The sequence below is a fragment of the Massilia solisilvae genome (assembly GCF_024753215.1).
GTDB classification, from domain to species: Bacteria; Pseudomonadota; Gammaproteobacteria; order Burkholderiales; family Burkholderiaceae_D; genus Telluria; species Telluria solisilvae.
This window is the reverse complement of sequence record NZ_JANUGV010000004.1, coordinates 185,968-207,746: the sequence shown is the minus strand read 5'-3', so window position 1 is coordinate 207,746 and position 21,779 is coordinate 185,968. Positions and strand designations below refer to the sequence as shown.

Genomic DNA, 21,779 nt, shown 5'->3' with positions numbered 1-21,779 from the left:
AAGGCTCGGCTCACTTGAGCCAGATCAAGCTGGCCAGCCGCCCAGTCACGCCATCCCTGCGATAGGAATAGAAGGTGTCGCGTTCGGTGGCGGTACAGTGCTCGCCCCCGTACACGCGAGTGATGCCGTCGCGCGCCAGCATGCGGCGCGCGAGGGAGTAGATATCGGCCAGGTATTTGCCGGGGCGGCCGGGGTAAGGCGCAAAGCAAGGCCGCGCCTCGTCTTCGGGCAGGCCCGCGAGGAAGGCGTCGAGCACGTCCTGCCCCACTTCGAACCTGGACGGGCCGATCGCAGGGCCCATCCATGCCGTGATCTCGCCCGCGCCGCGCGCGCGCATGGCCGCAACCGTGGTTGCCAGCACGCCGCCGGACAGCCCGCGCCAGCCAGCGTGCGCGGCGCCGACCACCTTGCCGTCGAGGTCGGCAAACAGCACCGGCAGGCAGTCGGCAGTCATGATCGCGCACACCACGCCCGGCTGGTCGCTGAAGCTGGCGTCGCCCTCGCGCACCGGCTGGCCCGGCCCGACCGTGGCCGCATCGACCACGCCGACACCATGCACTTGCGCGATCCAGGCCGGCCGCCCCGGCAGCAGCGACTGCAGCGCGGCGCGATTGGCCTGAACCGCTTGCGGGTCGTCGCCGCAGTGCAGTCCCAGGTTGAAGCCGCCGCCACCGTGGCCATCGTCGTACGGCCCGGTGCTTGCGCCGCCCTTGCGCGTGGTGGCCAGCGCGCCGACCGATGGCGGCAAATCTGGCCACACGGGATGGATGACGGAGTCGCCGGTCATCAGATGGCTTCCGGTTCCTCGATGCCGGCGCGCGCCAGCAGCTCGGCGAAGTCCTGCGCCAGCGGCACCACCCACTCGACGTGCTCGCCGGTGGAAGGATGCGTCAGGCCCAGGCGGCGTGCCTGCAGCGCCTGGCGGTGGAAGGCGCTGGCCAGGTGCGTCTTGCCGTACACCGCGTCGCCGACCAGGCCAAAGCCGATCGACTGCATGTGCACGCGGATCTGGTGCGTGCGTCCGGTCTCCAGCCGGCACTGCACCAGGCTCACCGGCTTGCGGTCGAGCATGCCGGTGGCGATGCGCTCGTAGTGCGTGATCGCCGGCTTGGCGTTCATGCTGGTCGAAACGGCCATCTTGACGCGGTCGCGCGGGTGGCGGCCCATCGGCGAATCGATGGTGCCCGACAGGTGCGGCGTGCCCCACACGAGCGCAAAGTACTCGCGCTTGACGGTACGCGCCTGCAGCTGGCGCACCAGGTCGGTTTGCGCGGCCAGCGTCTTGCCGACCACCATCAGGCCGCTGGTGTCCTTGTCCAGACGGTGCACGATGCCGGCGCGTGGCACGTTGGCCAGCTGCGGGCAATGGTGCAGCAGACCGTTGAGCAGCGTGCCCGACCAGTTGCCCGCGCCCGGGTGCACCACCAGCCCGGCCGGCTTGTTGATGACCATGATGTCGGCGTCCTCGTACACGATGTCCAGGTTCACCGGCTCGGGCGTATAGGCCGTGTCTTCAGGCGCCGCCTGGGGCGTGATGACGACGGTCTCGTCGCCGTACGCGGTATCCTTGCCGCGCGCCGGCTTGCCGTCCACGGTGACGTGGCCGCCCTCGAACCACAGCTGGATGCGGCTGCGCGAGAACTGCGGCACCAGTGCCGCCACCACCTTGTCCAGGCGCTGGCCGCACACCTCCGGGCTCAGGGCGAGCGTGATGGGCGACCGGTCGGCGCCCTCGGCGCTCGCGAAGTCGGGGTCGATCTCATCGTCGAAATCGGGGTCAAAGGGTAAATCAGCCGAATTCGGCGGTGGAGTTAATATCACGTCAGTCCCATCGGCTATAATCAGCCGTTATTCGAATCTCGGTAAAACTTTCTTGCAAAACGCTATGCAAAAAAAACTGTCGGTGTTGGTTGCTACTTGTGCCCTGCTTGGCCTGTCGGCGTGCAGCCTGTTTCCGGATAAGGCCGACGAAACCAAAAACTGGTCAGCCGCGAAATTATACGATGAGGCGCGCCAGGAGATGGACGGCGGACGCTACGATGCCGCGATCAAGCTGTTCGAAAAGCTCGAGTCCAACTACCCGTTCGGCACCTACGCCGCGCAGGCGCAGATGGAAATTGCATACGCCCACTACAAGGCCCAGGATGCCGCCGAGGCGCTGGCATCGGTGGAGCGCTTCATCAAGCTGCACCCGAACCACCCGCAGGTCGATTATATGTATTACCTGCGCGGCCTGATCAACTTTAACGACCAGATCGGCTTCCTGAGCTTCATCTACGAGCAGGACCCCACCGAGCGCGACCCAAAGGCGACCCGCGAAGCGTTCGCCGCATTCAAGGCGCTGGTCGACAAGTTCCCGAACAGCAAATACGCGCCGGATTCGATCGCGCGCATGAAGTACCTGGTCAACGCGATGGCGCAGTACGAGGTGCACGTCTCGAACTACTACTATCGCCGCGGCGCCTACCTGGCCGCGCTGAACCGGGCGCAGGACGCTGTGACCAACTACAGCGACGCGCCGGCGCGCGAGGAAGCGCTGTTTATCATGACCCGCTGCTACGACAAGCTGGGCATGCTGGACCTGCGCGACGACACCCAGCGCGTGTTCCTGAAGAACTACCCGAACAGCCGCTTCATCAACCCGAACGCGGGCGGCAAGGCGTGGTGGAAGTTCTGGTCCAAGGCCGACCCGATGCCGGCGCCGAAGGACGCAGTCGTCAAATAATCCGTTGGGTGGGCGGGCCTTCCGCCCACGCGTTCGGGCGACGCTGGCACGAACTGGACGCGTGGGCAGACGAGCTGCCCAGCCTACCCGATCACGCCGCGATCCGGCGGCGGAACACCCACTCCCTTTCGCTCGATACCGCCTCGTCGAACGCATAGCCATCCACGTCGAAGTGCTTGAGCTTGTGCGGATCGCGTATCCCCTTCACCGCCGCATAGCGCGCCATCATGCCGCGCGCCCGCTTGGCGTAGAACGAGATGATCTTGTACTTCCCGCCCTTCCAGTCCTCGAACACCGGCGTGATCACCGGCACGTCGAGCAGCTTGGGCTTGACCGCCTTGAAGTACTCTTCCGAGGCCAGGTTCACCAGCGCCTTGTCGCCGTTGGCCGCGATCGTCTCGTTGAGCTTGCGCGTGACCAGCTCGCCCCAGAACGCGTAGAGGTCCTTCCCGCGCGCGTTCGCCAGCCGCGTGCCCATCTCGAGCCGGTACGGGTGCATGCGGTCGAGCGGGCGCAGCACACCGTACAGCCCCGACAAAATCCGCACGTGCGCCTGCACGTAGTCGAGCTGCCGGGGCGTGAGCCGGCGCGCGTCCAGTCCCGTGTACACGTCGCCGTCGAAGGCCATTACGGCCTGCCGCGCGTCGGCGTGGTCAGCGCTCCATGACGCGTAGCGCGTCACGTTGAGCGTGGCCAGCTGGTCCGAGATGGCCATCAGCTGCCCGACCTGCGCGGGGGAGTACGCGCGCAGCACGTCGATCAGCTCGCGCGAATGCTCGATGAGATCGGGAGTGGTGCTGTGTTTGGTGGTGGGCGGGGTGTCGAGGTCCAGCGATTTGGCGGGTGAAAGTACGATCAGCATAGCTATTGGAGCGGTCCAGCAAGTAGAATTGCCGACATGATACCCGCTCCAGCCCAACGCATCGTCCTCGACACCAATGTTTGCCTCGACTTGTTCGTTTTCCACGACCCGCGCTGGGCGCCGCTCCTGGCCAGGCTGCAGTCCGGCGAGGTTGAAGCGGTAACGCGCGCCGACTGCCGCGACGAGTACCTGGTGGTGCTGCACTACCCGCACCTGCCGCTGGACGAAACCAGCCGCGCGCAGGCGCAGGCAGCGTTCGACGCGCTCATCAGGGTGGTGGCGCCGGACCAGAAAGCGATCCGGCTGCCGGTGTGCACCGACAGGGACGACCAGAAGTTCCTCGAGCTCGCGCGCGATGCGGCGGCGCAGGCACTGGTCACCAAGGACAAGGCGCTGCTCAAGCTGGCACGCAAGACCGCGCAGGCCGGCATGTTCCGCATCCTGACGCCGGACGCATGGGTCAAGACCCTGAGCAGCCCATCGGCAGCCGCGTCCAGTGCGCGTTAGAATGGACGACTCGACATCGACATTCGCATCATGAGCATCCCAGTACTGCAATCGCGCCTGCCATCGGTGGGCACCACCGTGTTTTCCGTCATGTCCGCGCTGGCCGCAGAGCATGGCGCCGTCAACCTTGGCCAGGGTTTTCCCGATTTTGCCTGTGACCCGCTCTTGCTCGACCTGGTCGATGCTGCCATGCGCGCCGGGCACAACCAGTATCCGCTGATGGCCGGCGCCCCTGCCCTGCGCAGCGCCATCGCCACCAAGATCGCGGCACTGTATGGCCGCCAGTACGATGCCAACGCCGAGATCACCGTCACCGCCGGCGCAACCCAGGCGCTCACCACCGCCATTCTGTGCTGCGTGCATCCGGGCGATGAAGTGATCATCATCGAGCCCGCGTACGACAGCTACCTGCCCGCGGTGGAACTGGCGGGCGGCAAAGCCGTCGCGGTGGCAATGCAGGTCGGGGAACAGGGTTACGTGGTGCCGTGGGACGCCGTCGCGGCAGCCGTCTCGCCGCGCACGCGGCTCATCATCGTCAACAGCCCGCACAACCCCACCGGTTCGATCCTGCGCGCGCACGACCTGGACGCACTGGCCGCGATCGTCGGCGGCACCGATATCCTGGTGCTGTCGGACGAGGTGTACGAACACATGGTGTACGACGGCCAGCGGCACGAATCGGTAAGCCGGCACCCGGTGCTGGCCGAGCGCGCATTCGTCGTATCCAGCTTCGGCAAGACCTACCACGTCACCGGCTGGAAGGTCGGCTACGTGGCCGCGCCCGCTGCCCTGATGGCGGAGTTTCGCAAGGTCCACCAATACAATGTGTTCACCGTGAACACGCCGATGCAGCACGGGATCGCTGGCTACATGGCCGATCCCGCGCCCTACCTCGAGCTGGCGGGGTTCTACCAGAAAAAGCGCGACCTGTTCCGCGAAGGCCTGACGGGCACGCGCTTTACGCTGCTGCCGGCGGACGGTACCTACTTCCAGTGCGTGAAGTACGACGCAATCTCGTCGCTGGCCGAAGCGGAATTTGCCAAATGGCTCACGGCCGAGATCAAGGTGGCGGCAATCCCGGTATCCGCGTTCTACCGCGACGGCAAGGAATCGGGCGTGGTCAGGTTCTGCTTTGCCAAGCAGGATGCGACGCTGCGCACGGCTTTGGAGCGCCTGGCGACGATCTAGCCAGCGCACAAACATCGTAGGGTGGGCAGGGCCTCCTGCCCACGCGTTCAACCGGCGTCTATCCTACCGCGACAACGTCTGTATCTTGTTCTCGACGAAGGCCAGCAGCTCCGGCTTCAGCGTGGCGCTACCCTTGGCCTTGCGGAAGGCGTCGAGCGCCTCGGCGTCGCGCTTCTCGGCCTGCAGCGAAATGCCCAGACCCATCCACCACACGCCGTTCTGCGGCGCGCTGCGCAGCGCCGCCTGGTACTGCTCGGCCGCTTCGCGGTGCCGCTGCTGCCGCTGCAGCGCGCCTGCGAGGAAGGCGCGGTACTCGCCGTTCGCGCCGACGTAGGGCAAGGTGCGCGTCAAGGTATCGATGCCGGTGCCGCCATGCTCGATCTGCAGCCGCGCGAGCAGCATGGCCAGCGCCGGCTGGGCCGGGTCCAGCGTCAGGCCCAGCTGCAGCTGGCGCATCGCTTCGTCGCCGCGCTTGTTCTCGATGAGCAGGCTGACCAGCGTCTGGCGCGCCGCGTCGTGGCGCGGATTGGCCTGCAGGGCCTGCTCCAGCTGCACCACGGCCTCGTTCACATAGCCCTCCTGGATGCTGGCGAGCGCGCGACGGTAGCCCGTCTCGGCCTTCTGGGCGGCGGTTTCTTCCTTGCCTGAAACGCTGGCCTTCGCTCTCGCCTCGGCCGCTGCCGATTTCGCTGCCGGCGCTTCGTGCTTGCGGCGGTCCTTTTCCTGGTGCTTTCTGGGCGCCGTTACGGCCTTCGGCTTTTCAGAGACCGTCTGCGGCGCAGGTGCGGCCACTGGCTCTTCCTTGGCGACGGGCGCCGGCTCGGGCGCGGGCGCAGCCGGTACGGCGGGCGCGGGCGCGGGCGCGAGCGCCGGCGCGCTGGACAAGGTCACCACCCGCACCGGAACCGGCGCGGCCTGTGGCTGGTGCGCCTTCTGCCAGTAGCGCCAGCCGAAAGCGGCGGCCGCCGCGAGCACGGCCACGCCGACGGCGGCGCCAACCAGGACCGGCAGCGGGACGCCGTCTTCGCGCCGCGCCACCGGCTTGGTGTACAAGTTTGTCGCCTCATTCGCCGCCGTCTGGCGCGCGTCGAGGTCCTGCAGCATTTTATTAATTAAGCTCACCGTACCAGCACCAAGGTTAATCCGGCCACAGCTGCCGCCAACGCGCTGGCGCCAGCCACCCACGGCCACACCACACGGCGGCGCGAGGCGATCGTATCGCGTGCCGCGTGCGCCACATGCTTGGCCCCGACCTGCGGCTTGCCTTCGCCATAGCACAGCATCAGGGCCTTGTGCGCGAGGATGTTGGCCAGGCGCGGCACGCCGCGGCTGGCGTCGTACAGCCTGGCCACCGCACCTTTCGAGAACAGGCGCGTGCCGCCGAAACCGGCGATACGCAGCCGATGCGAAATGTAGTAATCCAGGTCGTCCCGGGACAGCGGCCCAAGGTGGTAGTGGAAGGTGATACGCTGCGCCAGCTGGCGGATCGAGTCGAGCGCCAGGTTGTGGTCGAGTTCGGGCTGGCCGAACAGGACGATCTGCAGCAGCTTGCGCTTTTCCGTTTCGAGGTTGGTCAACAGGCGCAGCGCTTCCAGGCTCTCGACGGGAATCGCCTGCGCCTCGTCCAGGCACAGCACCACGCGCTTGCCCTTCTGCGCCAGGTCCACCAGGCGCTGGGTGATCGACTTGAGCATCTGGTGCTGGTCAACGTCCTTCTCCAGCTGCAGCTCGAGTTCGTCGGCCAGCGCGAGCATCAGCGTGCGCGGTTCCAGGTAGGGGTTCGGGATGTAGGCCGTGACGAAGTCCTCGCCCAGCATATCCATGAACTTGCGGCACAGGAGCGTCTTGCCGGTGCCAACTTCGCCGGTGATTTTGATGAAGCCTTCGCCGTTGCGCACCGCCACCAGCAGCGTGTTCAGCGCCTCTTGCGAGCGCGGGCTGCTGAAGAAGTAGCTCGTATCCGGCGTGATGCCGAACGGCAGTTCGCGCAGGCCGAAATGTTCCGTGTACATCAGCGGCGCCCCTTTCCGTTCGGGTCCAGTTTCTCGATGCGGCCCGCTGCGTCGAGCATGTCCTGGCTCCAGTTGGTGCCGCTTTCGACGATCGTCGGCTTGATGAGCACCACCAGCTCGCGCTTCTGGTTGACCCGCTTCTTGCTCTTGAAGAGGTTGCCGACGAGCGGAATCGAACCGGCGACCGGCACCTGCGACTGGTCGTCGGTGGCCAGCTGGCGCATCAGGCCGCCGATGGCGACCACCTGCCCGTTCTGGCCGCGCACCATGCTGTCGATTTCCGAGGTGGACGAGGCGGCCATCGGCAAGGTCAGGCTGCCGGCGGTGCCCAGGCTCACGCCCTTGTTCACCGTCGTGACCTGGCTCACCGACGGGTGCACGTGCAGCAGGATATTGTTGTTCGCATCGATCTGCGGCGTCACGTCCAGCACCACGCCCGAGAAGAACGGGGTGAAGGTCACGGTGGGGCTGGTGGTATTGCCGCTCGCGCTCGAGTTGGTGGTGGTGCTCACCCCGGTCACGTAGAACTCGTCGGTGCCGTCCTTGAGCACGGCCTTCTCGTTGTTCATCGCCGCCACACGCGGGCTCGAGAGCACGTGCACGGTACCCTGGGATTCGAGGAAGGACAGCAGCGCGCTGAAGTTACTGGTCTGGAAGGCCAGGCCGAAAAGCGACCCGGCGTTTTCGGCCGCATTCGCCAGCGAGAAGCCGGAACTGGCGCTCAAGCCATTGGCGGTGATCGCCGCCGGCTGGCTGCCGTCGTACGGCAACGGGTTCATGGTGGTGCCCGGCCCGACGAACCCGGTCGACACACGGTTGGTGTGCGAGCTGCGGAACGAGGCGAACGAGGCCCAGTTGATCCCGCTCTGGAACTGGTCGTTCAGCTCGACTTCGAGGATCTTCGCCTCCAGAATCACCTGCCGGTCCACCGAGAGCTGGGTCGCCTTCAGGTAGGTGTCGACATTGCGCAGTTCCTCGGGCATCGCGCGCACCACGACCACGCCCGACTGCGGGCTGATGACGATGCTGCGCCCGTCTTCCTTGGAGCCGACGATTGCCTGCAGCGCCTCCTTGAGCTCTTTCCAAAAGTCGTTATTCGTGGCGGTGCTGACCTGGGTGCTGTTGCCTTGTTGCTGGCCGTACTGGCCGCTCGGGTTGTTCGGGTTGTTCGGATCGGCGTTGTTGCCCAGGTTGTTCTGGTTGTTGTAGTTGCCCAGGCCATTGGAGTTGTTGTTATTGTTGTTGTTGACGTTGGCCACCGTGGTCGACACCACCCGCAGCGTGGACGTGCCCCGGCGCGTCCCCAGCAGGTAGTTCACCTGGAACATCCGGGTCTGCATCGAGGGCGGCCTGACGCTGATACGGTTGCCTTCGATCTTGTAGTCGTACCCGTACATCTCGCGCACCGCGTCGAGCGCCTCGACGATGGTCACGTCCTTGAGGTTGGCGCTGATGTTACCCGACACGTCCGGGTGCACCAGCATGTTGAAACGGGTACCCGCGACGATGGCGTGGAAAAAGCGCTGGGCCGGCACGTTGTTGAAGGTGACGTTGAAGCGCTCCTCCATCGCCGGCCGGGCCTTCGGCAGTTCCCTCGCCAGCGTGGCGGGTGCGGGCAGCAAGGCGTCGGCGACAGCCGCGTCCACCGTGGCCGGCGCGATCGGAGCAGCCGCAGCCTTGGCCACGTCGGCCTTGATGGCCTCGTACGTATCATGGCGGGGCGAAGTCTGGCACCCGGCCAGCGCCAGCGCGGCCATGATCACCCCTACTTTGGAAAAATGTATTGGCATGCGTGCTCTCGTTCTCGTCCTATCTTCGTCGAGCTACGGGCGTGACCGCCCCATCCGTTTCGTCGGCCGTCGTCAGCTTCAGCACCTGATGCTCCTTGCCGCGGACCAGCTCAACTTCGTTTTGCTTAATGCGCGTCACGCGCGCCCCTTTGTACTGGTCGCCAAGCCGCACCGTGTCGCCGTCGATCACCGCCACGTGACGCCCGCCAGGCAGACGCGAGATGAGCACCGACTGCAACTGCGGGCCGGTCGCTGCCGCGCCGGCATCGCCGGCAGTCGACAGGACGGGCGGCCGGGTCGGGTCCTGCAAGGACTGGGCATGGGCAAAAGCCACCGCCAGCGACAGGGCGGCGCCAGCGAACAGGTGGCGGGGGCGAATCAGAGCTTCAGCCATTTCGAATCCAGGCTCAGGGTGTACAACGTCAGGGTCAGGCGCGCGGTTGGGTAGTCCTCGACCTCGAGGCGAGCGCCCCCCCAGAATAGCTGGGTCGGCAGGCTCTCCAGCGCGTTCATGTAATCGATCATGTCGAGATATTGGCCACGCACCGTGATCTCGACGCCATGGCGGTACAGCAAACTGCCGGGCTTGGGCGCGACAGCGGCCACACTGTTAGCCCCCGGCGCCGCGCCGGCGCCGGCCTCGGTTGCCTGCTTGATCGCAGCCAGCTTGGTCGCCACTTCGTTTGTGCTGCCGGCTTTCGGTTCGGCTTTAGCTTCTGCCGGGGCGGCCGGGGATTCGTTCAGCGAGCTGACCGGCAGAGTGCGCATGGAGAGCAGTTGCAAACGGCCGTTCGCGCGCAGGATGGTGTCCACCAAGGGCCCCATCCGCTCGGGCGCCACCAGCCCTTTCTGCATGGCGCGCAGGCTGTCACCCAATCGAGCCGATTCGTTCTTCACCGCTTCCAGGCGCGCGCGCGTGGCTGCGTCCGGGTCGCGCTGGTAGGCCTCGATCTTGCGCGCGATCTCGTCGTTCATGCCATCGAGGTTATTCTGCTGCTGACTGATCTGCGCGCGCAGGGCCAGTTCCTTGCGAAACACGGGGCCCAACACGGTAAAGTAGGCCAACGACACGATTACCGTGGCCGCCGCCGCGAACAGCAGGACGCGCTCGCGCAGCGACAGCGCATCGACCCGACCGGCGAATTTCTGCCACTGTTGCTTCATGACTGAGCCCCTTCCGGCTTGGACTGCAGGCTGAATTCGACGAACTGTCCCGCAGTGGCGGCCGGTTTGCCGTCCTTGCCCTGCGCGCTGGACGATGGCTGACTGATCTGCAAGCTGCCAAACGATTTGCCCTGCATGATCTTCTCGTGCGTAAGGCGGCCAAGGAAACCGGGCAGCAACGACGCGTCGACGGCGCGCCCGCGCACGCCGATGTCGCAGCCAGCGCCGGTGATGGCCAGCCCGGTCAGCCACAGGCCGTCCACACGCTGGCGTGCCAGGGCACGGAAGTATTCGGAGTACCCCGTAGCATTACCAAGTTCACCGCGATCGATCACGTCGGCGATCCGCTTGAGTGCTGCCAGTTGGGCTTCTGCTTCGGCCAGCTCGGCCTCGAGCGGGGCGCTCTTCTGGCGCGGCGCAAATTCAACCGCCACGAGCGCAAGCCGGGCCTTCTCTTTGTCGACCTTGCGGGCCCCGGCGTCTGCCTGTTGCTGCAACTGCGCCGCATGCCTGCTGCCGTACCCGGTGAGCAGCGCCACGCCAAGCACCAGCACGGCCAGGGCCTGTGCCATCGCAGCGGCTCCGAATGCCTTGCGCTTCTCCTGAAACGCCGGGTTGAACAGGTTGATCTGCTGGCTCATTTCGGCTGTTCCTCATTGCGCAGCGCGGCACCGAGCACCAGGAAGAAACGTTGCTGCTGGGCTTTGTCGGCAAGCTCTGGAACGCGCTCCAGATCGAACAGGCTGGCCAGGTCGAGCGTCTCGACCGGGGTATAGAGGTTGCTCGACAAATATTCGTCGAGTCCGGTGACCGGGCTCGGGCCCAGCACCAGCTTGGATACGCTGATGAACGAAAACTGGCGCTCGAAATTGTCCAGCGACCGTTGCAGTTCAAGCGCGATGCGGTCGAAGTGCTGATGGCGCCGGTCGTGGTCCGCATCGACAAGGTTGGCAAGCGGAATATCGATCCGGCGCGACAGGTAGAGTTCACCGCCATAGGTCACGGTAAACAGGCCGCCATCATCGTCCAGCGACAGCACCGCCAGGCCTCGCCCGTCGGTCTCAAGCAATGCAGCAAGATTGCGCTGGGCCATTTCAGGGATGTCGATGGCCGTCAAGCCGGCCTTCGCCTCCGCAAACAGCTTCTGCCGGGCGGCAATGACGCTATTGCGCGCAGCGACCACAAACAGGATGCGCTGGCGCGCTCCCGCTTGCGCGCCCAGTGGAATGTCGAGCACGTCGATGGTTGCCTCGGCTGGCGGAAAATCGAGCAAGTCCTTGAGGCGCCAACGAACCGCCGTCTTGAGCTCATTGGCTGGTACGTTGGGGGCGTCAACGGTCAGAAGCTGGTACTCTCCCGCGGCAAGCAAAGTCGAGCAGCGATAGCTGGGCGCACGCAGTTCCTTGCCTGCTCTTTCAACAGCGTCGAGGCCGACCTCACCGGGTTGGAAGACCGCCAGGGCTACCGCTGGTTTGCCTGCGGCGGATGGAGCGACGCTGGCGGCAATAATGCCGTCAGTCCGTAGCGCGATAGCAAGCCAGCTGTTGCTTTTAGTCTTGCGTTTAAATAAGCCCATGCGTAGTGAAGCTGGAACTAAACTTCGTACTGTAGAGCCTTGATTATATTCAAGAGTGAGGGCTGGCTTTACGGAAATTTGGGATTCCGGATGAAAATAGTCACCTTTCGTTTCCACCCGGAAAACCTTGTCGCTAATAAACCTCACGAATGTAAATCAGCCGACTCCTGTAGACACCAAACACCACTGTACCGGTCGTGCTTGGGAGCCACGGCGCGAGGGTCGCATCCATCGTGACAGACGCACTTCCAGCATTGCCCGCGCCGGCTGCCTTCAGCCAGAATGTCGCCTGCCCACCCTCGGCCAGCTGCAGCCAGGTTCCTGAAGACAAACTCTGCAAGACGAACGCATTGCAGGTACTGCTTGCTGTGCCGCCGCCTGGCAGCTTCTTCTGACAATTACCAAAGCTTGCGATGTTGTTCACCTTGCTGGTGTTGTCGTTGGGATTGTTGTCCCATGACGTTCCGGCCCAGTACTGGCCATACACATGCAGGGGTAGCTTCAACAGCTCCGAACCGTTGGAGTTAGCAACCAACAGGCGACCGGCGACAACTTGCACGCCGCCCTCTTTCGACAAACCGCCCGCCCCGCGATTGGAGGTGACGGTTTTCTCGACATAGGACGGCGGTGCAGCGGCCACGCGATTGAACTTGGCGGTGGCGCGCACATAGGTGGGGGTCGGCGCGGTCCAGGCAGCACGCGCCTGGCCGGTGACATAAGGCACCCCCAGCTTCAACGACGGGGTAAGAGTCGACAACGGCGTCGCGCTCGAGGGCAGCGTGTTGGCGGCGAGCGTGCCCGCCGTGCTGCCAGTTGGGCCCGGGGCGCTGAACGGATCCAGCGTGATTGTGAACGCCGGTATGCTGCTCATCTGGGTGGTCACATCCGTATCGAGGGAATTGAACGCGTGCACGTCCACCTCGAATGGCTGACCCGAATACGCGGCGGTGTCAATTGCGGCGAGCTCGCCGCCCGCGAGCTTGCCGGTCGGGCATTTCATACGCGGCAGACAGGTCATCGGGCCGCTCGCGTCAGTCGTGAAATAAGCGGGATAGAAGTAACCTACTTTCTGTATCGATGAGGTCACGCCCGGCACGAAATGGCCGAAATAGGTCCCTTCGCCCCAGCCCTGTCCGGGCTGGCCAGCGATGGTCGCGGCCAAGTTGACACTGCCAAGATCGGCCCAGGTGACACGGCCGGTATAGACCCCGTTGACCGGACCGGTGAAGGTCTTGCCGAGCTTGCTCGGATCGGGGGCGCCAAGCGCGACGGTCACCGGCCCGTAAGGGCCAGCTTCGCGCCCGAAATTCGGCGGGAAATTGCCGTCGGCGTCCGCCACCTTGATTCCCACGTTAAACGGCTCGCCCGCCATCGAGAACGGCAGGGTACCGCCCGGATTGGCGCCGTTGTCGTTGCTGTTGGTGATCGAGACATAGCTCACCTGCGGATACGATACAAATCTGGCCGAGCCATTCCTTCCATTACTTTCCTGGACATCGAGTTGAATGATGCCCACGTCCGGATACTTGAATTGCCCGATGTATGCGGACGGAGTCTTGCTGAACGCTGCACTGAAGTAGCTCGTCCATTGCGCATAGGTGTTAACCGTGCCGGAATAACACGAATTGAGCGTCAGGGTCGTTGAGGTGGTCAATGTCGCGACCTTGCCGTTGGCGCTGCCCGGATTCACGCAGCCAAGCGCAAAGCGCAGGGACTTGTTACTGCTGTTGGACTGCGATGCCGCATACCCGCCGGATTGCAGGGTCACGTACAAGGTTTGTGGTGTGGCCGCCAGCAGCGGTCCGACAAAACGGGGGCAAGTGGTCGGATCGCCAATCCGCGCGCCGTCGGGACAGGCCTTGGTGGTGAACACATATTCGGCACCGATCAAGGTGGAATCGGTCGAGTCATCGAATGCGGTGTTATTGGCCGGCGTATTGTCGAATCGACTGGCGCTGGTCGCGACCGAGGCTTCGTTATGAAAGCTGGTTGTGCCGGACGTATCCACCTGCGCACTCACGGTGAGCTGCGGCAATGTCTGTCCATTCGCAACCGTTCCGCTATATTGGCAGGTGATCGTATTTCCGGAGGCGCTGCAGGTCCAGTTCGTACCGGACGCGTACTGCAAGACCATGCCGGGCGGTAGCTTGTCGACGACAGTGATCGGGCCGGCGTCCTCATAGGGGCCGTTGTTGGTGACGGTGAGCGTGTAGTTGACGATCGCCCCAGGCGATGGATCGCCAGTGCGCACCATCGTGAGCGCCAGATCCGCCACCGGAATGTTCGGCACCGCGACGATCTCCGCGCTCAGCCAGACCAGGTCCTGGACCGATGAGTAAACAGTTGTGGCCTTGGTATCGCCGGCCTGGATGATCGGCGCCCCGATCGTGTACGCGTCGAAATCGATGCCCCACGAGGCGGGGTCACCGTTGATGTTGCTCTTGGAATTGAACTGGTTATTCGGTGGATTGATCGGCTCGCCGGTCGGCGGCACCGGGGTCGGGTCCTGCAGCACCGTGTTGTTGAACATGAGATTTTCCCCGGGCCCACTCAAGGTGTCGTCCCCTTCCCAGGTGATGTGCCCAATGCGCGCAGTATTGTTATTGAGCGGCGTCGGCACCGTAAAATTGGTCAAGTTCAGAGTAAAGCTGGGTTGCTCTGGCGAGTGCGTGTAGCGGAACCCTTCATACAGATTCAACACCCGGAACGGTACGTCCGGATGGGAATAGATCACCAGCAGGGCAAAACCACCGAGCACGCCCTCCACGGAGCAATAGGCCGAACTGGTATTGATGGTCAGGCCGGAAAACGTATAGGTGCCATTGCCTTTAACCAGGCTCGTGACGTTGGCGACGCCACTGAAGTAGGCGTTGCCATTGCCGGGAAAGGTGCCGGAATAGGTCCGCTCGGCGTTGATAGTCTTGCCCTGGAAGGTCACCTGACTGTCCACGTAGCCGGAGCCCGCCCAGTAGAGGTAGGCTGCGACAACGGTGGCGCCCTGCGGCAGACCCGTCAGAGTTTTGCTGAGCGTATCCGTGCTGCGCCGCACCGCGCAAGTCGAGCTGCCGGTGCCGCCACTGGTACGCATGGTCGCGGTTGTGCCGGTGAAATCGAGGTTACCGGCCAGGCTGGAACGGAGCGTTACATTTTGCCCGTATGCGTGCGGAGCCAGTGCGGCCACAGCAAGCCCACACGCGACGGCCATCCATACGCGCAAGCGCCGGCGCCACATCATATCTGCACCTCCATTTCGCGCGCCACGTAATCGGCGGTGCCAGGGTTGTCGTTGGGGCAGGTGCCGTCGGCGCTGGGCTCGGAACAGGCCCAGGCGTGGATCACCCAGCGCGCCAAGGGGTCGTCGTCGTCGCCAATCCGCTCGCAGGTGACGCTGACGGTGAAACCAGACAGCGACGTGCCGGCGGGCAGGCCGAACGACGTCTTCGCCTTCACGCAGCTGCCGGCGATCTGCTGCTGGTACAAGCCCCATTCGATGCCTGCCCGAGCTGCCTGGTACGCGCGCGCGCCCTGCTCGTCCAGCGCCGAACTAGCCTGTTGGGAGGAAAACACGGTAACCATCGCCACACCCAGCCCAGCCAGCACGACCAACAGGAAAACTGCGGTGACGAGGCCGACGCCTGCGCTACGACGTGCACGACGGAATATTTCAGAATGTCGGTTCATGGCGTATTGTCCACATGTACCTGATGCACAAGACGGATCGGCGGATCGGCCGTGTTGCGCGACCTGAGCGGCAGCGACACGACAACGAGGCCGTTGCGTTCTCCTGCAACTCGGCCGGTATAGCGGAACAGCCCGGCGCAACTATCCACGCGCTCGACCAGGACCGCACTCCTGGTACCGCCGCCAGATGGCGGGTCGGGCTGGCTCGAGGCAATTTCGTAGCCCCAGTAACGCTTGAGCACCAGGACGCCGTTCTGCGTCTCACAGCGATAAGTGACGGGGCCGGTGACCACCTGGAACCGCTGGTTGGGCGACGGCATGGTCGGGTTTTGGGCGCCGAATGGATTGTTGGCGATCTGGATCCGGATATCTGCCCCGTCGCTCTTGAAATCCCTGATCTGGGCAATATTGATTCCGGCGGCGCGGCTGTTATTGAGCCTGTATGCGTCGGCCGGATCGTAGTCGGTACCCAAGTTATAGACAACGATGTAATTTCCGACGGCCAGGCGCGAGAACATGCTCGGCATGGGGTTGGCGACGCTGAACCAGACAGGGGTGTTGCTCGGATGGACGAAATCCAGCGCGAATTTGTTGTTGGCGGGATCATCCGCGCCATCGTCGGCGGCGAGGTAGCGTCCTCCGGTGCTAGTCTGCAGGAACTCGACCGCATGGCCGTCCGGCAGGACTCGGATACTGTTCGGCAAAGCAAGACGCACGTCACGCGCGATCCGGCGCAGCGCCAGGTCGGCCTCGTCGGCCAGTTCGGCCCGCCCCACGCTTTCGACGTACCCCTGCATGGGCATGCGGATGAACACTGCCACGACACCCGCGATGATTCCAATGATCACGATAACAACGACCGCTTCAACCAGGGTGAATCCGCGCGGCCTATCGAACTTTCTCATGGGCACCCTCATTGCACTTGCGGCGCATAGCGCGCGCGATAGCCGTCCAGTCGTACCGATTGGCCATTGTCGTACGTGACGGTGATGCTGATACGGAGCACGCTGGGATCATCCTGGGTGCCGCCAGCAATTCCGCCAAGGTTCTCCGGCACGATCTGAAGGCTGGCCGAATAGCCGGCTAGCCCCATGTCTTCACCATTCACGTCCACCAGCTTGCCGCTGGCGTCGTTGAACGGCGTGGCCGATCCAGCGTAATCGTTCACGTTGTTGAACGGCCGGCTCTCGCCCTCGGGGCCGAATTTCTCTGGAACCTTGCACTCGGCCACGGACGTGGCCAGCTCGGCGCCCTCGGAGTTGGGGTCGCAGTAGGTGAAATCGGCCAGCTCCACTTCCTCCAGCAGTGCCTCCGCGAGCAGCAAGGCCTGCTTGCGGCGCAGCGGGTCCGCAGCGTTTTTGGTCGTGAAGGTGAGCACGCCGAGGACGCCGGCCAGGGCAATGCTGACGATGACGATGAACAGCACCAGCTCAACCAGGGTAACGCCGCGCGCGCGGCGGGCCTTCCTAGTGTACATAACCGGTCTCGGCCTCAAGCGTGATCGGGACCGTCATGGTGCCCGCGGAGACGGTTGTTGTTACCGAGGCGGCGAGCAGGGTGCCGCCTGAGTCAGTCGGACGGCCCAGTGCGTCGAACGCGACGGTGACCACCTGGCTCACGCCCACACCTTGGGGGACGCGCAGGCAATACCACTTCGAGGTGGTGCAGGGTCCGCCGGTGGTGACGGCAAACGGGGCCGCCACCTCGGATCCGGGGCATGTCGCGCCGGCGACGAAACACAAGCGAACGGACGTGCTGTCGAGAACGGCATAAACCGGCCGGTGCTGGGCGATGGCCACGGTTTGCGCATAACGCAAGGCCGAACGCGCCTGATCGCTGAAATTGGTCGCGTCGAAATCGCGCCGGTCAAAAAAACGCACGGCGCCAATGGCGCCGAGGATACCGACCAGGACCAGGACGACGATCAGTTCGACCATCGTGAACCCTTGCCCGGGCCGGCGTGGTTGGCAGTACTGCAACATGACTCCCGGACTGCGACTATCGGGGCCGGTCACTGCCTCTATCGAATCGACTGGTCAGCAGCCGGTGACGACCGCGGTAGCGGCCGCCGGGCTGGTTGCCGCCGTTGCTTGGGTGTACTTGACGTAGCAAGTTGCAGCCTTGGTGTCGGTCATCGCGACGCCGGAGGGCAGGAAACCGACTTCATCGGTCGTCAAGGTCGGGAGATTATTGCCCGAGGCCGCGCTGTCAGTGCTGGTGAATTTCGTCATGCCATCGATGTTTGCGGCGGTGACGATCGAAGCAACGGTGGGGTAACCATATGCGGTCGCGATGGCAACACCTTCCATTGTCACGGTGCCGGTTGCACCGGTCTGCCCCCTGACGATCGCCTGCGCATGCACCAGGCCGGCGGCCGAGGTGAGCGAGCCCCTCACGCCTTGCACAGCCGCGGTGCGGGCATCGTTGCTCATATCTGCAAACTTCGGCAGCGCGGTGGCGGCCAGGATGCCCAGGATGACGATCACGACGATCAGTTCGATCAGCGTGAAACCGGCCTGTGCGGCATTGCTAAAGCTTTTCTTCATTGAATTCTCCAGACTTGAATGGTATTTCTCGCGGAACGCTCCGCAGATTGATTTCTATGGCTCAGCTGTGGCATCGGACTCGCCAGTCAATTGGATCAGTGCGACGCCTTGCGAGACCTCTGTGGGCCCGAACCGCTCTCCCGCAGCCCGCCTTCCTAGCTCAGTGTATTCTACCTTGAACTTAAGAAACTTTGATGCCTCAGAGCTAAAACTTTTGGGACTGTTGAGTAAATAAATCAGGCATTTGTCGCGTCGATCAAACACCCAATTTCCGTGCGGCATTTGTTTCAGTTCCGGGGAGTAATATTCGCCCAAATAATTCGCGGGCTTGTGTTCAAGCCAGTCCAGCGGATTTGCTTCAGTCAGGCGTACCATGGCCGCGCGGTCGCCCTTTGGCGACACGGCTGCCGCGCGCAATGCCAGCGCGGTGCGCAGCGTGGCAACAACTTGCTGGACGGCAACCCGCTCAGACTCTTGCTGGTAAAACGCAATCCGCATCAGCAACACGCCTGCCAGCACGGCCAGCACGGTCGCGGTGACCGCGAATTCGAACAGCGTGAATCCGGCTTGCGTTTCCCGGCCTGCCAGGGCGCCGCAAGCCGGCGCTGCGCACAAGTTGTCGCCGCCGCGCGTCATTTACTTGTGCAGGGCGGCTTTGCCCAGATCCCAGATCGGCAGGAAGATGCCGAGAGCAAGCACCAGGACCATCACGCCGAGGAAAATAATCAGGATCGGCTCGATCTGGCTCGACAGTGTCTTGAGTTCGTAATCGACCTCGCGTTCGTACATCTGTGCGATTTCGTCCATCAGGTCGTCCAGCGAGCCGGACTCCTCGCCCACCGCGATCATCTGCAGCACGATCGGCGTGAACACCTGGGCATTGGTGGCAGTGCGCACGATGCTTTCGCCGCGCTCGACGCCGTCACGCATCAGCTCGATGCGTGCGGAGAGGAATGCATTATCGACCGTCTGCGACACCACGGTCAGCGCGTGCACGATCGGTACCCCACTTCGCATCGATAACGCAAAGCTGCGTGCAAAGCGCGCCATCGTGGCCTTGTGGATGATCTTGCCCGCGATGGGAATACGCAGCTTGTGACGATCCCAGGCAAGGCGGCCGCGCGTGGTGCCGATCCAGCTGCGAAAACCCACGGCCGCAAGGAGCGCGAGCACAAGCAGCACCGGCCAGGACTCGACGGTAAAGCGCGAGGTCGCGATCAGGATACGCGTCATCAGCGGCAGCTCGGCGTGCATCTGCCTGAACACGTTCTCGAACTGCGGTATGACGAACACGTTCACGACCACCATCGCCGCGACCATCGCCACCATCACAAAGGACGGGTAACGCATCGCCGTCTTGACCCGCTCGCGCATGTCGCGGTCGAACTCCATGTGGTCGAACAGGCGCAGGAACACTTCCTCGAGACGGCCCGTCATCTCGCCCACCCTGACCATGGACAGATAGAAGTTATCGAAGCACGCGGGGTGCCGTTTCATGGCCACCGACAGCTCGCGGCCCGCGTCGAGCGATTCGCGCAGGTCCTTGATCACTTTGGCGAAGGACGAGTTGATGGCCGATTCCTGCAATCCCGCCAGTCCCCGCATGATCGGCACGCCCGACTTGAGCAGCGTGTAGATCTGACGGGAAAAGAGCTGCACATCCAGCGACGTCACCTTCTTTTCGGTCAGGCGCGTCCAGATGCCCTTGCCCGCCGCTTCCGCCTTCTTGCGCGTGGGCGTGATCTCGATCGGCGTCACGCCCGAGCCGAACAACTGGTCGGCGCAGGCGTTGGCGTCGGCCGCTTCCAGCACGCCCTGCATCAGCTTGCCGCTGGCGTCGCGGCCCTTGTAGGCGAACGACGGCACGGATTATTCCTCGACGAACTGGTTCGACACGCGCATCGCCTCGACGATCGTGGTGCGGCCCTGCACCGCCAGCTGCACCGCGTGGCGGCGCAAGGTGTTCCCGGCCATTTCCATCTGCGCCACCTTGAGGAAGTGTCCCGGATCCGGGTGGTTGGCGGCGGCCGTCACGCGGCGCGTCATCTCGAGCAGCTCGTACACACCGGTACGGCCGCGGTAGCCGGTGCCGTTGCAGTGCGAGCAGCCCTTGCCATGGAAGAAACGGCTGCTCTCGACGTGCTCGCCCAGCTCCGCGCGCAGCCAGCCCTGCTCGGTGGCGGTGGGCTGGTACTCGGTGGTGCAGCTTTCGCAGATCACCCGCACCAGGCGCTGCGCCAGCACCGCCTGCAGCGAGCCGCCGACCATGTAGCGCGGCACGCCCATGTCCATCAGGCGCAGCGGGGTGCTGGCGGCGTCGTTGGTGTGCAGGGTCGAGAGCACCAGGTGGCCGGTCATTGCGGCGCGCAGACCGATCTGGGCGGTCTCCTGGTCACGCATCTCGCCCACCAGCACGATGTCCGGGTCCTGGCGCAGTGCCGAGCGCAGCACGCGCGCAAACGTCAGCTCGATCTTGTCGTTGACCTGCACCTGGTTGATGCCGGCGAGGCGATACTCGACCGGGTCCTCGACGGTGATGAGTTTTTTCTCCACCGAGTTCAGCTCGGCCAGCGCGCTGTACAGGGTGGTGGTCTTGCCGCTGCCGGTGGGGCCGGTCACCAGCACCAGGCCGTTGGGGCGCTGCACGATTGCGCGGAAGCGCTCGACCAGTTCCGGCGGCATGCCGATCGCGTCCAGCCGCAGCCGGGTGCCTGCCTGGTTCAAGAGGCGCATCACGACCGATTCGCCGTATTGGGTCGGCATGGTCGAGATACGCACGTCCAGCCGCTGGTTCTTGACCTTGACGGCAAAGCGGCCGTCCTGCGGCAACCGCTTTTCCGAGATGTCCAGGTCGGCCATCAGCTTCAGGCGCAGCGCCAGCGGCGTGGCGACCTTGATGTCGGCCTCGGTCTGCAGGTGCAGCACGCCGTCGATGCGAAAGCGGATCTGCAGGCGCGATTCCTGCGGCTCGATGTGGATGTCCGAGGCGCGCACCTGGGCCGCGTCGTCGAACACCGACTGCAGCAGCTTGACGATCGGCGCTTCTTCCAGGCCCGGGTTGGCGGCCAGCGCGCCGAAGTCGACGAACGTATCGCCCAGGTCCTGCTCCACCTCGCGCGCGAAGTCGGTGATCTCTTCGGTGCGCCGGTAGATGCGGTCGATCGCCTGCAGCACTTCGGTCTCGTTGACCACCGCCAGCTCGACGCCGCGCTTGAGCAGGCGCGCGATCTCGTCGTACGCGAACAGGTCGGTCGGGTCGGCCACACCAACCAGCACCGTCTCGCGGCGGTCTTCCAGCACCAGCGCGCGAAAGCGCCGCGCGGCGGTCTCGGGCAGCAGCCGCACCACGTCGGCGTTGATGTTGTAGAACTTGAGGTTGATGTACGGGATGTTGAGCTGGCGCGCCAGCGCGCCGCAGATCTGCTCTTCGGTCACATAGCCGTTCTCGACGAACACCCGGCCCAGCTTGCGGCCCGTGCGCTTCTGGTCGGCCAGCGCGGCAGAAAGTTGCTCCTCGCTCAGCAGTTTTTGCTGGACCAGTATTTCGCCGAGCCGGACTTTTTCGGGCCTTGCCATGTGTTCCTTTCCGTACCTGTTACGATCGCGCGGCCATTGTATGCCAGAACGCAGCCCATTTTCACCCGGCAATATCGGTTGTGCAGAAAATCCGCCTTGCCCGCGCCAGATGTCACACTCTGTTGTGCCGCATCCACGCCCGGCGCGCGCGA

At 64.2% G+C, this 21,779-nt stretch carries 22 protein-coding genes; 3 read left to right on the top strand and 19 right to left on the bottom strand.

The genetic code is table 11. The features are described 5' to 3' along the window. Window positions 1-10 precede the first annotated feature (10 nt). Together pgeF and NX773_RS15960 are read right to left on the bottom strand one after the other, a co-directional pair. Window positions 11-787 (bottom strand): peptidoglycan editing factor PgeF, encoded by a 777-nt coding sequence (gene pgeF / locus NX773_RS15965; protein WP_258857311.1) that lies wholly within the window; start codon window positions 785-787, stop codon window positions 11-13. Next, a complete protein-coding gene (locus NX773_RS15960; RefSeq protein WP_258857310.1) occupies window positions 787-1,821 on the bottom strand; it encodes an RluA family pseudouridine synthase in 1,035 nt (344 codons plus the stop codon). The genes pgeF and NX773_RS15960 overlap by 1 nt, the downstream gene beginning before the upstream one ends. Window positions 1,822-1,885: 64 nt before the next feature. On the opposite strand from NX773_RS15960, the gene NX773_RS15955 reads away from it, so the two are divergent. Further along, entirely contained in the window at window positions 1,886-2,725 is an 840-nt protein-coding gene (locus NX773_RS15955; RefSeq protein WP_258857309.1) for an outer membrane protein assembly factor BamD, read from the top strand. Between the two features lie 91 nt (window positions 2,726-2,816). Here NX773_RS15955 and yaaA read toward each other — a convergent pair whose 3' ends face one another. Next, window positions 2,817-3,587 (bottom strand): peroxide stress protein YaaA, encoded by a 771-nt coding sequence (gene yaaA, locus NX773_RS15950; protein ID WP_258857308.1) that lies wholly within the window; start codon window positions 3,585-3,587, stop codon window positions 2,817-2,819. Between the two features lie 36 nt (window positions 3,588-3,623). Between yaaA and NX773_RS15945 the strand changes: the two genes are divergently transcribed. Further along, window positions 3,624-4,094 (top strand): putative toxin-antitoxin system toxin component, PIN family, encoded by a 471-nt coding sequence (locus NX773_RS15945; protein WP_258857307.1) that lies wholly within the window; start codon window positions 3,624-3,626, stop codon window positions 4,092-4,094. A gap of 30 nt (window positions 4,095-4,124) precedes the next feature. Further along, a complete protein-coding gene (locus tag NX773_RS15940) occupies window positions 4,125-5,282 on the top strand; it encodes a pyridoxal phosphate-dependent aminotransferase (RefSeq protein ID WP_258857306.1) in 1,158 nt (385 codons plus the stop codon). 63 nt (window positions 5,283-5,345) lie between these two features. On the opposite strand, the gene NX773_RS15935 is transcribed toward NX773_RS15940, so the two are convergent. From NX773_RS15935 to NX773_RS15860, 16 genes are all read right to left on the bottom strand, one after another. Next, entirely contained in the window at window positions 5,346-6,335 is a 990-nt protein-coding gene (locus NX773_RS15935; RefSeq protein WP_258857305.1) for a tetratricopeptide repeat protein, read from the bottom strand. 65 nt (window positions 6,336-6,400) lie between these two features. After that, complete coding sequence (locus tag NX773_RS15930; RefSeq protein ID WP_258857304.1) at window positions 6,401-7,294, bottom strand: ExeA family protein; 894 nt, start codon at window positions 7,292-7,294, stop codon at window positions 6,401-6,403. Further along, window positions 7,294-9,084: a secretin GspD/PilQ domain-containing protein gene (locus NX773_RS15925; RefSeq protein ID WP_258857303.1), complete on the bottom strand. Its 1,791-nt coding sequence runs from the start codon at window positions 9,082-9,084 to the stop codon at window positions 7,294-7,296. The genes NX773_RS15930 and NX773_RS15925 overlap by 1 nt, the downstream gene beginning before the upstream one ends. Before the next feature lie 19 nt (window positions 9,085-9,103). Beyond that, window positions 9,104-9,478, bottom strand: coding sequence for a hypothetical protein (locus tag NX773_RS15920; protein ID WP_258857302.1), 375 nt, complete (start codon window positions 9,476-9,478; stop codon window positions 9,104-9,106). Continuing rightward, on the bottom strand, window positions 9,463-10,248 hold the full coding sequence (locus tag NX773_RS15915) for a type II secretion system protein M (protein ID WP_258857301.1): 786 nt from the start codon (window positions 10,246-10,248) through the stop codon (window positions 9,463-9,465). The genes NX773_RS15920 and NX773_RS15915 overlap by 16 nt, the downstream gene beginning before the upstream one ends. Continuing rightward, window positions 10,245-10,889: a hypothetical protein gene (locus tag NX773_RS15910; RefSeq protein WP_258857300.1), complete on the bottom strand. Its 645-nt coding sequence runs from the start codon at window positions 10,887-10,889 to the stop codon at window positions 10,245-10,247. Before NX773_RS15910 ends, NX773_RS15915 begins: the two co-directional genes overlap by 4 nt. After that, a complete protein-coding gene (gene pilM / locus NX773_RS15905) occupies window positions 10,886-11,824 on the bottom strand; it encodes a type IV pilus biogenesis protein PilM (RefSeq protein ID WP_258857299.1) in 939 nt (312 codons plus the stop codon). Before pilM ends, NX773_RS15910 begins: the two co-directional genes overlap by 4 nt. 133 nt (window positions 11,825-11,957) lie before the next feature. Further along, window positions 11,958-15,059 (bottom strand): DUF6701 domain-containing protein, encoded by a 3,102-nt coding sequence (locus NX773_RS15900; RefSeq protein ID WP_258857298.1) that lies wholly within the window; start codon window positions 15,057-15,059, stop codon window positions 11,958-11,960. After that, window positions 15,056-15,505, bottom strand: coding sequence for an agglutinin biogenesis protein MshP (locus NX773_RS15895; RefSeq protein ID WP_258857297.1), 450 nt, complete (start codon window positions 15,503-15,505; stop codon window positions 15,056-15,058). Before NX773_RS15895 ends, NX773_RS15900 begins: the two co-directional genes overlap by 4 nt. Then, complete coding sequence (locus NX773_RS15890; protein WP_258857296.1) at window positions 15,502-16,410, bottom strand: prepilin-type N-terminal cleavage/methylation domain-containing protein; 909 nt, start codon at window positions 16,408-16,410, stop codon at window positions 15,502-15,504. Before NX773_RS15890 ends, NX773_RS15895 begins: the two co-directional genes overlap by 4 nt. A gap of 8 nt (window positions 16,411-16,418) precedes the next feature. After that, window positions 16,419-16,982, bottom strand: coding sequence for a type IV pilus modification PilV family protein (locus tag NX773_RS15885; protein ID WP_258857295.1), 564 nt, complete (start codon window positions 16,980-16,982; stop codon window positions 16,419-16,421). Next, window positions 16,972-17,487 carry a prepilin-type N-terminal cleavage/methylation domain-containing protein gene (locus NX773_RS15880; RefSeq protein WP_258857294.1) on the bottom strand — a complete coding sequence of 172 codons (516 nt, stop codon included), beginning with the start codon at window positions 17,485-17,487 and terminating at the stop codon, window positions 16,972-16,974. Before NX773_RS15880 ends, NX773_RS15885 begins: the two co-directional genes overlap by 11 nt. A gap of 54 nt (window positions 17,488-17,541) precedes the next feature. After that, entirely contained in the window at window positions 17,542-18,051 is a 510-nt protein-coding gene (locus NX773_RS23560) for a prepilin-type N-terminal cleavage/methylation domain-containing protein (protein WP_307728621.1), read from the bottom strand. Between the two features lie 54 nt (window positions 18,052-18,105). Further along, window positions 18,106-18,687, bottom strand: a complete 582-nt coding sequence (locus tag NX773_RS15870) for a hypothetical protein (RefSeq protein ID WP_258857293.1) — start codon at window positions 18,685-18,687, stop codon at window positions 18,106-18,108. Further along, entirely contained in the window at window positions 18,688-19,917 is a 1,230-nt protein-coding gene (locus tag NX773_RS15865; RefSeq protein ID WP_258857292.1) for a type II secretion system F family protein, read from the bottom strand. A 3-nt stretch (window positions 19,918-19,920) separates the two neighbouring features. Continuing rightward, on the bottom strand, window positions 19,921-21,627 hold the full coding sequence (locus tag NX773_RS15860) for a GspE/PulE family protein (RefSeq protein WP_258857291.1): 1,707 nt from the start codon (window positions 21,625-21,627) through the stop codon (window positions 19,921-19,923). Window positions 21,628-21,779 lie beyond the last annotated feature (152 nt).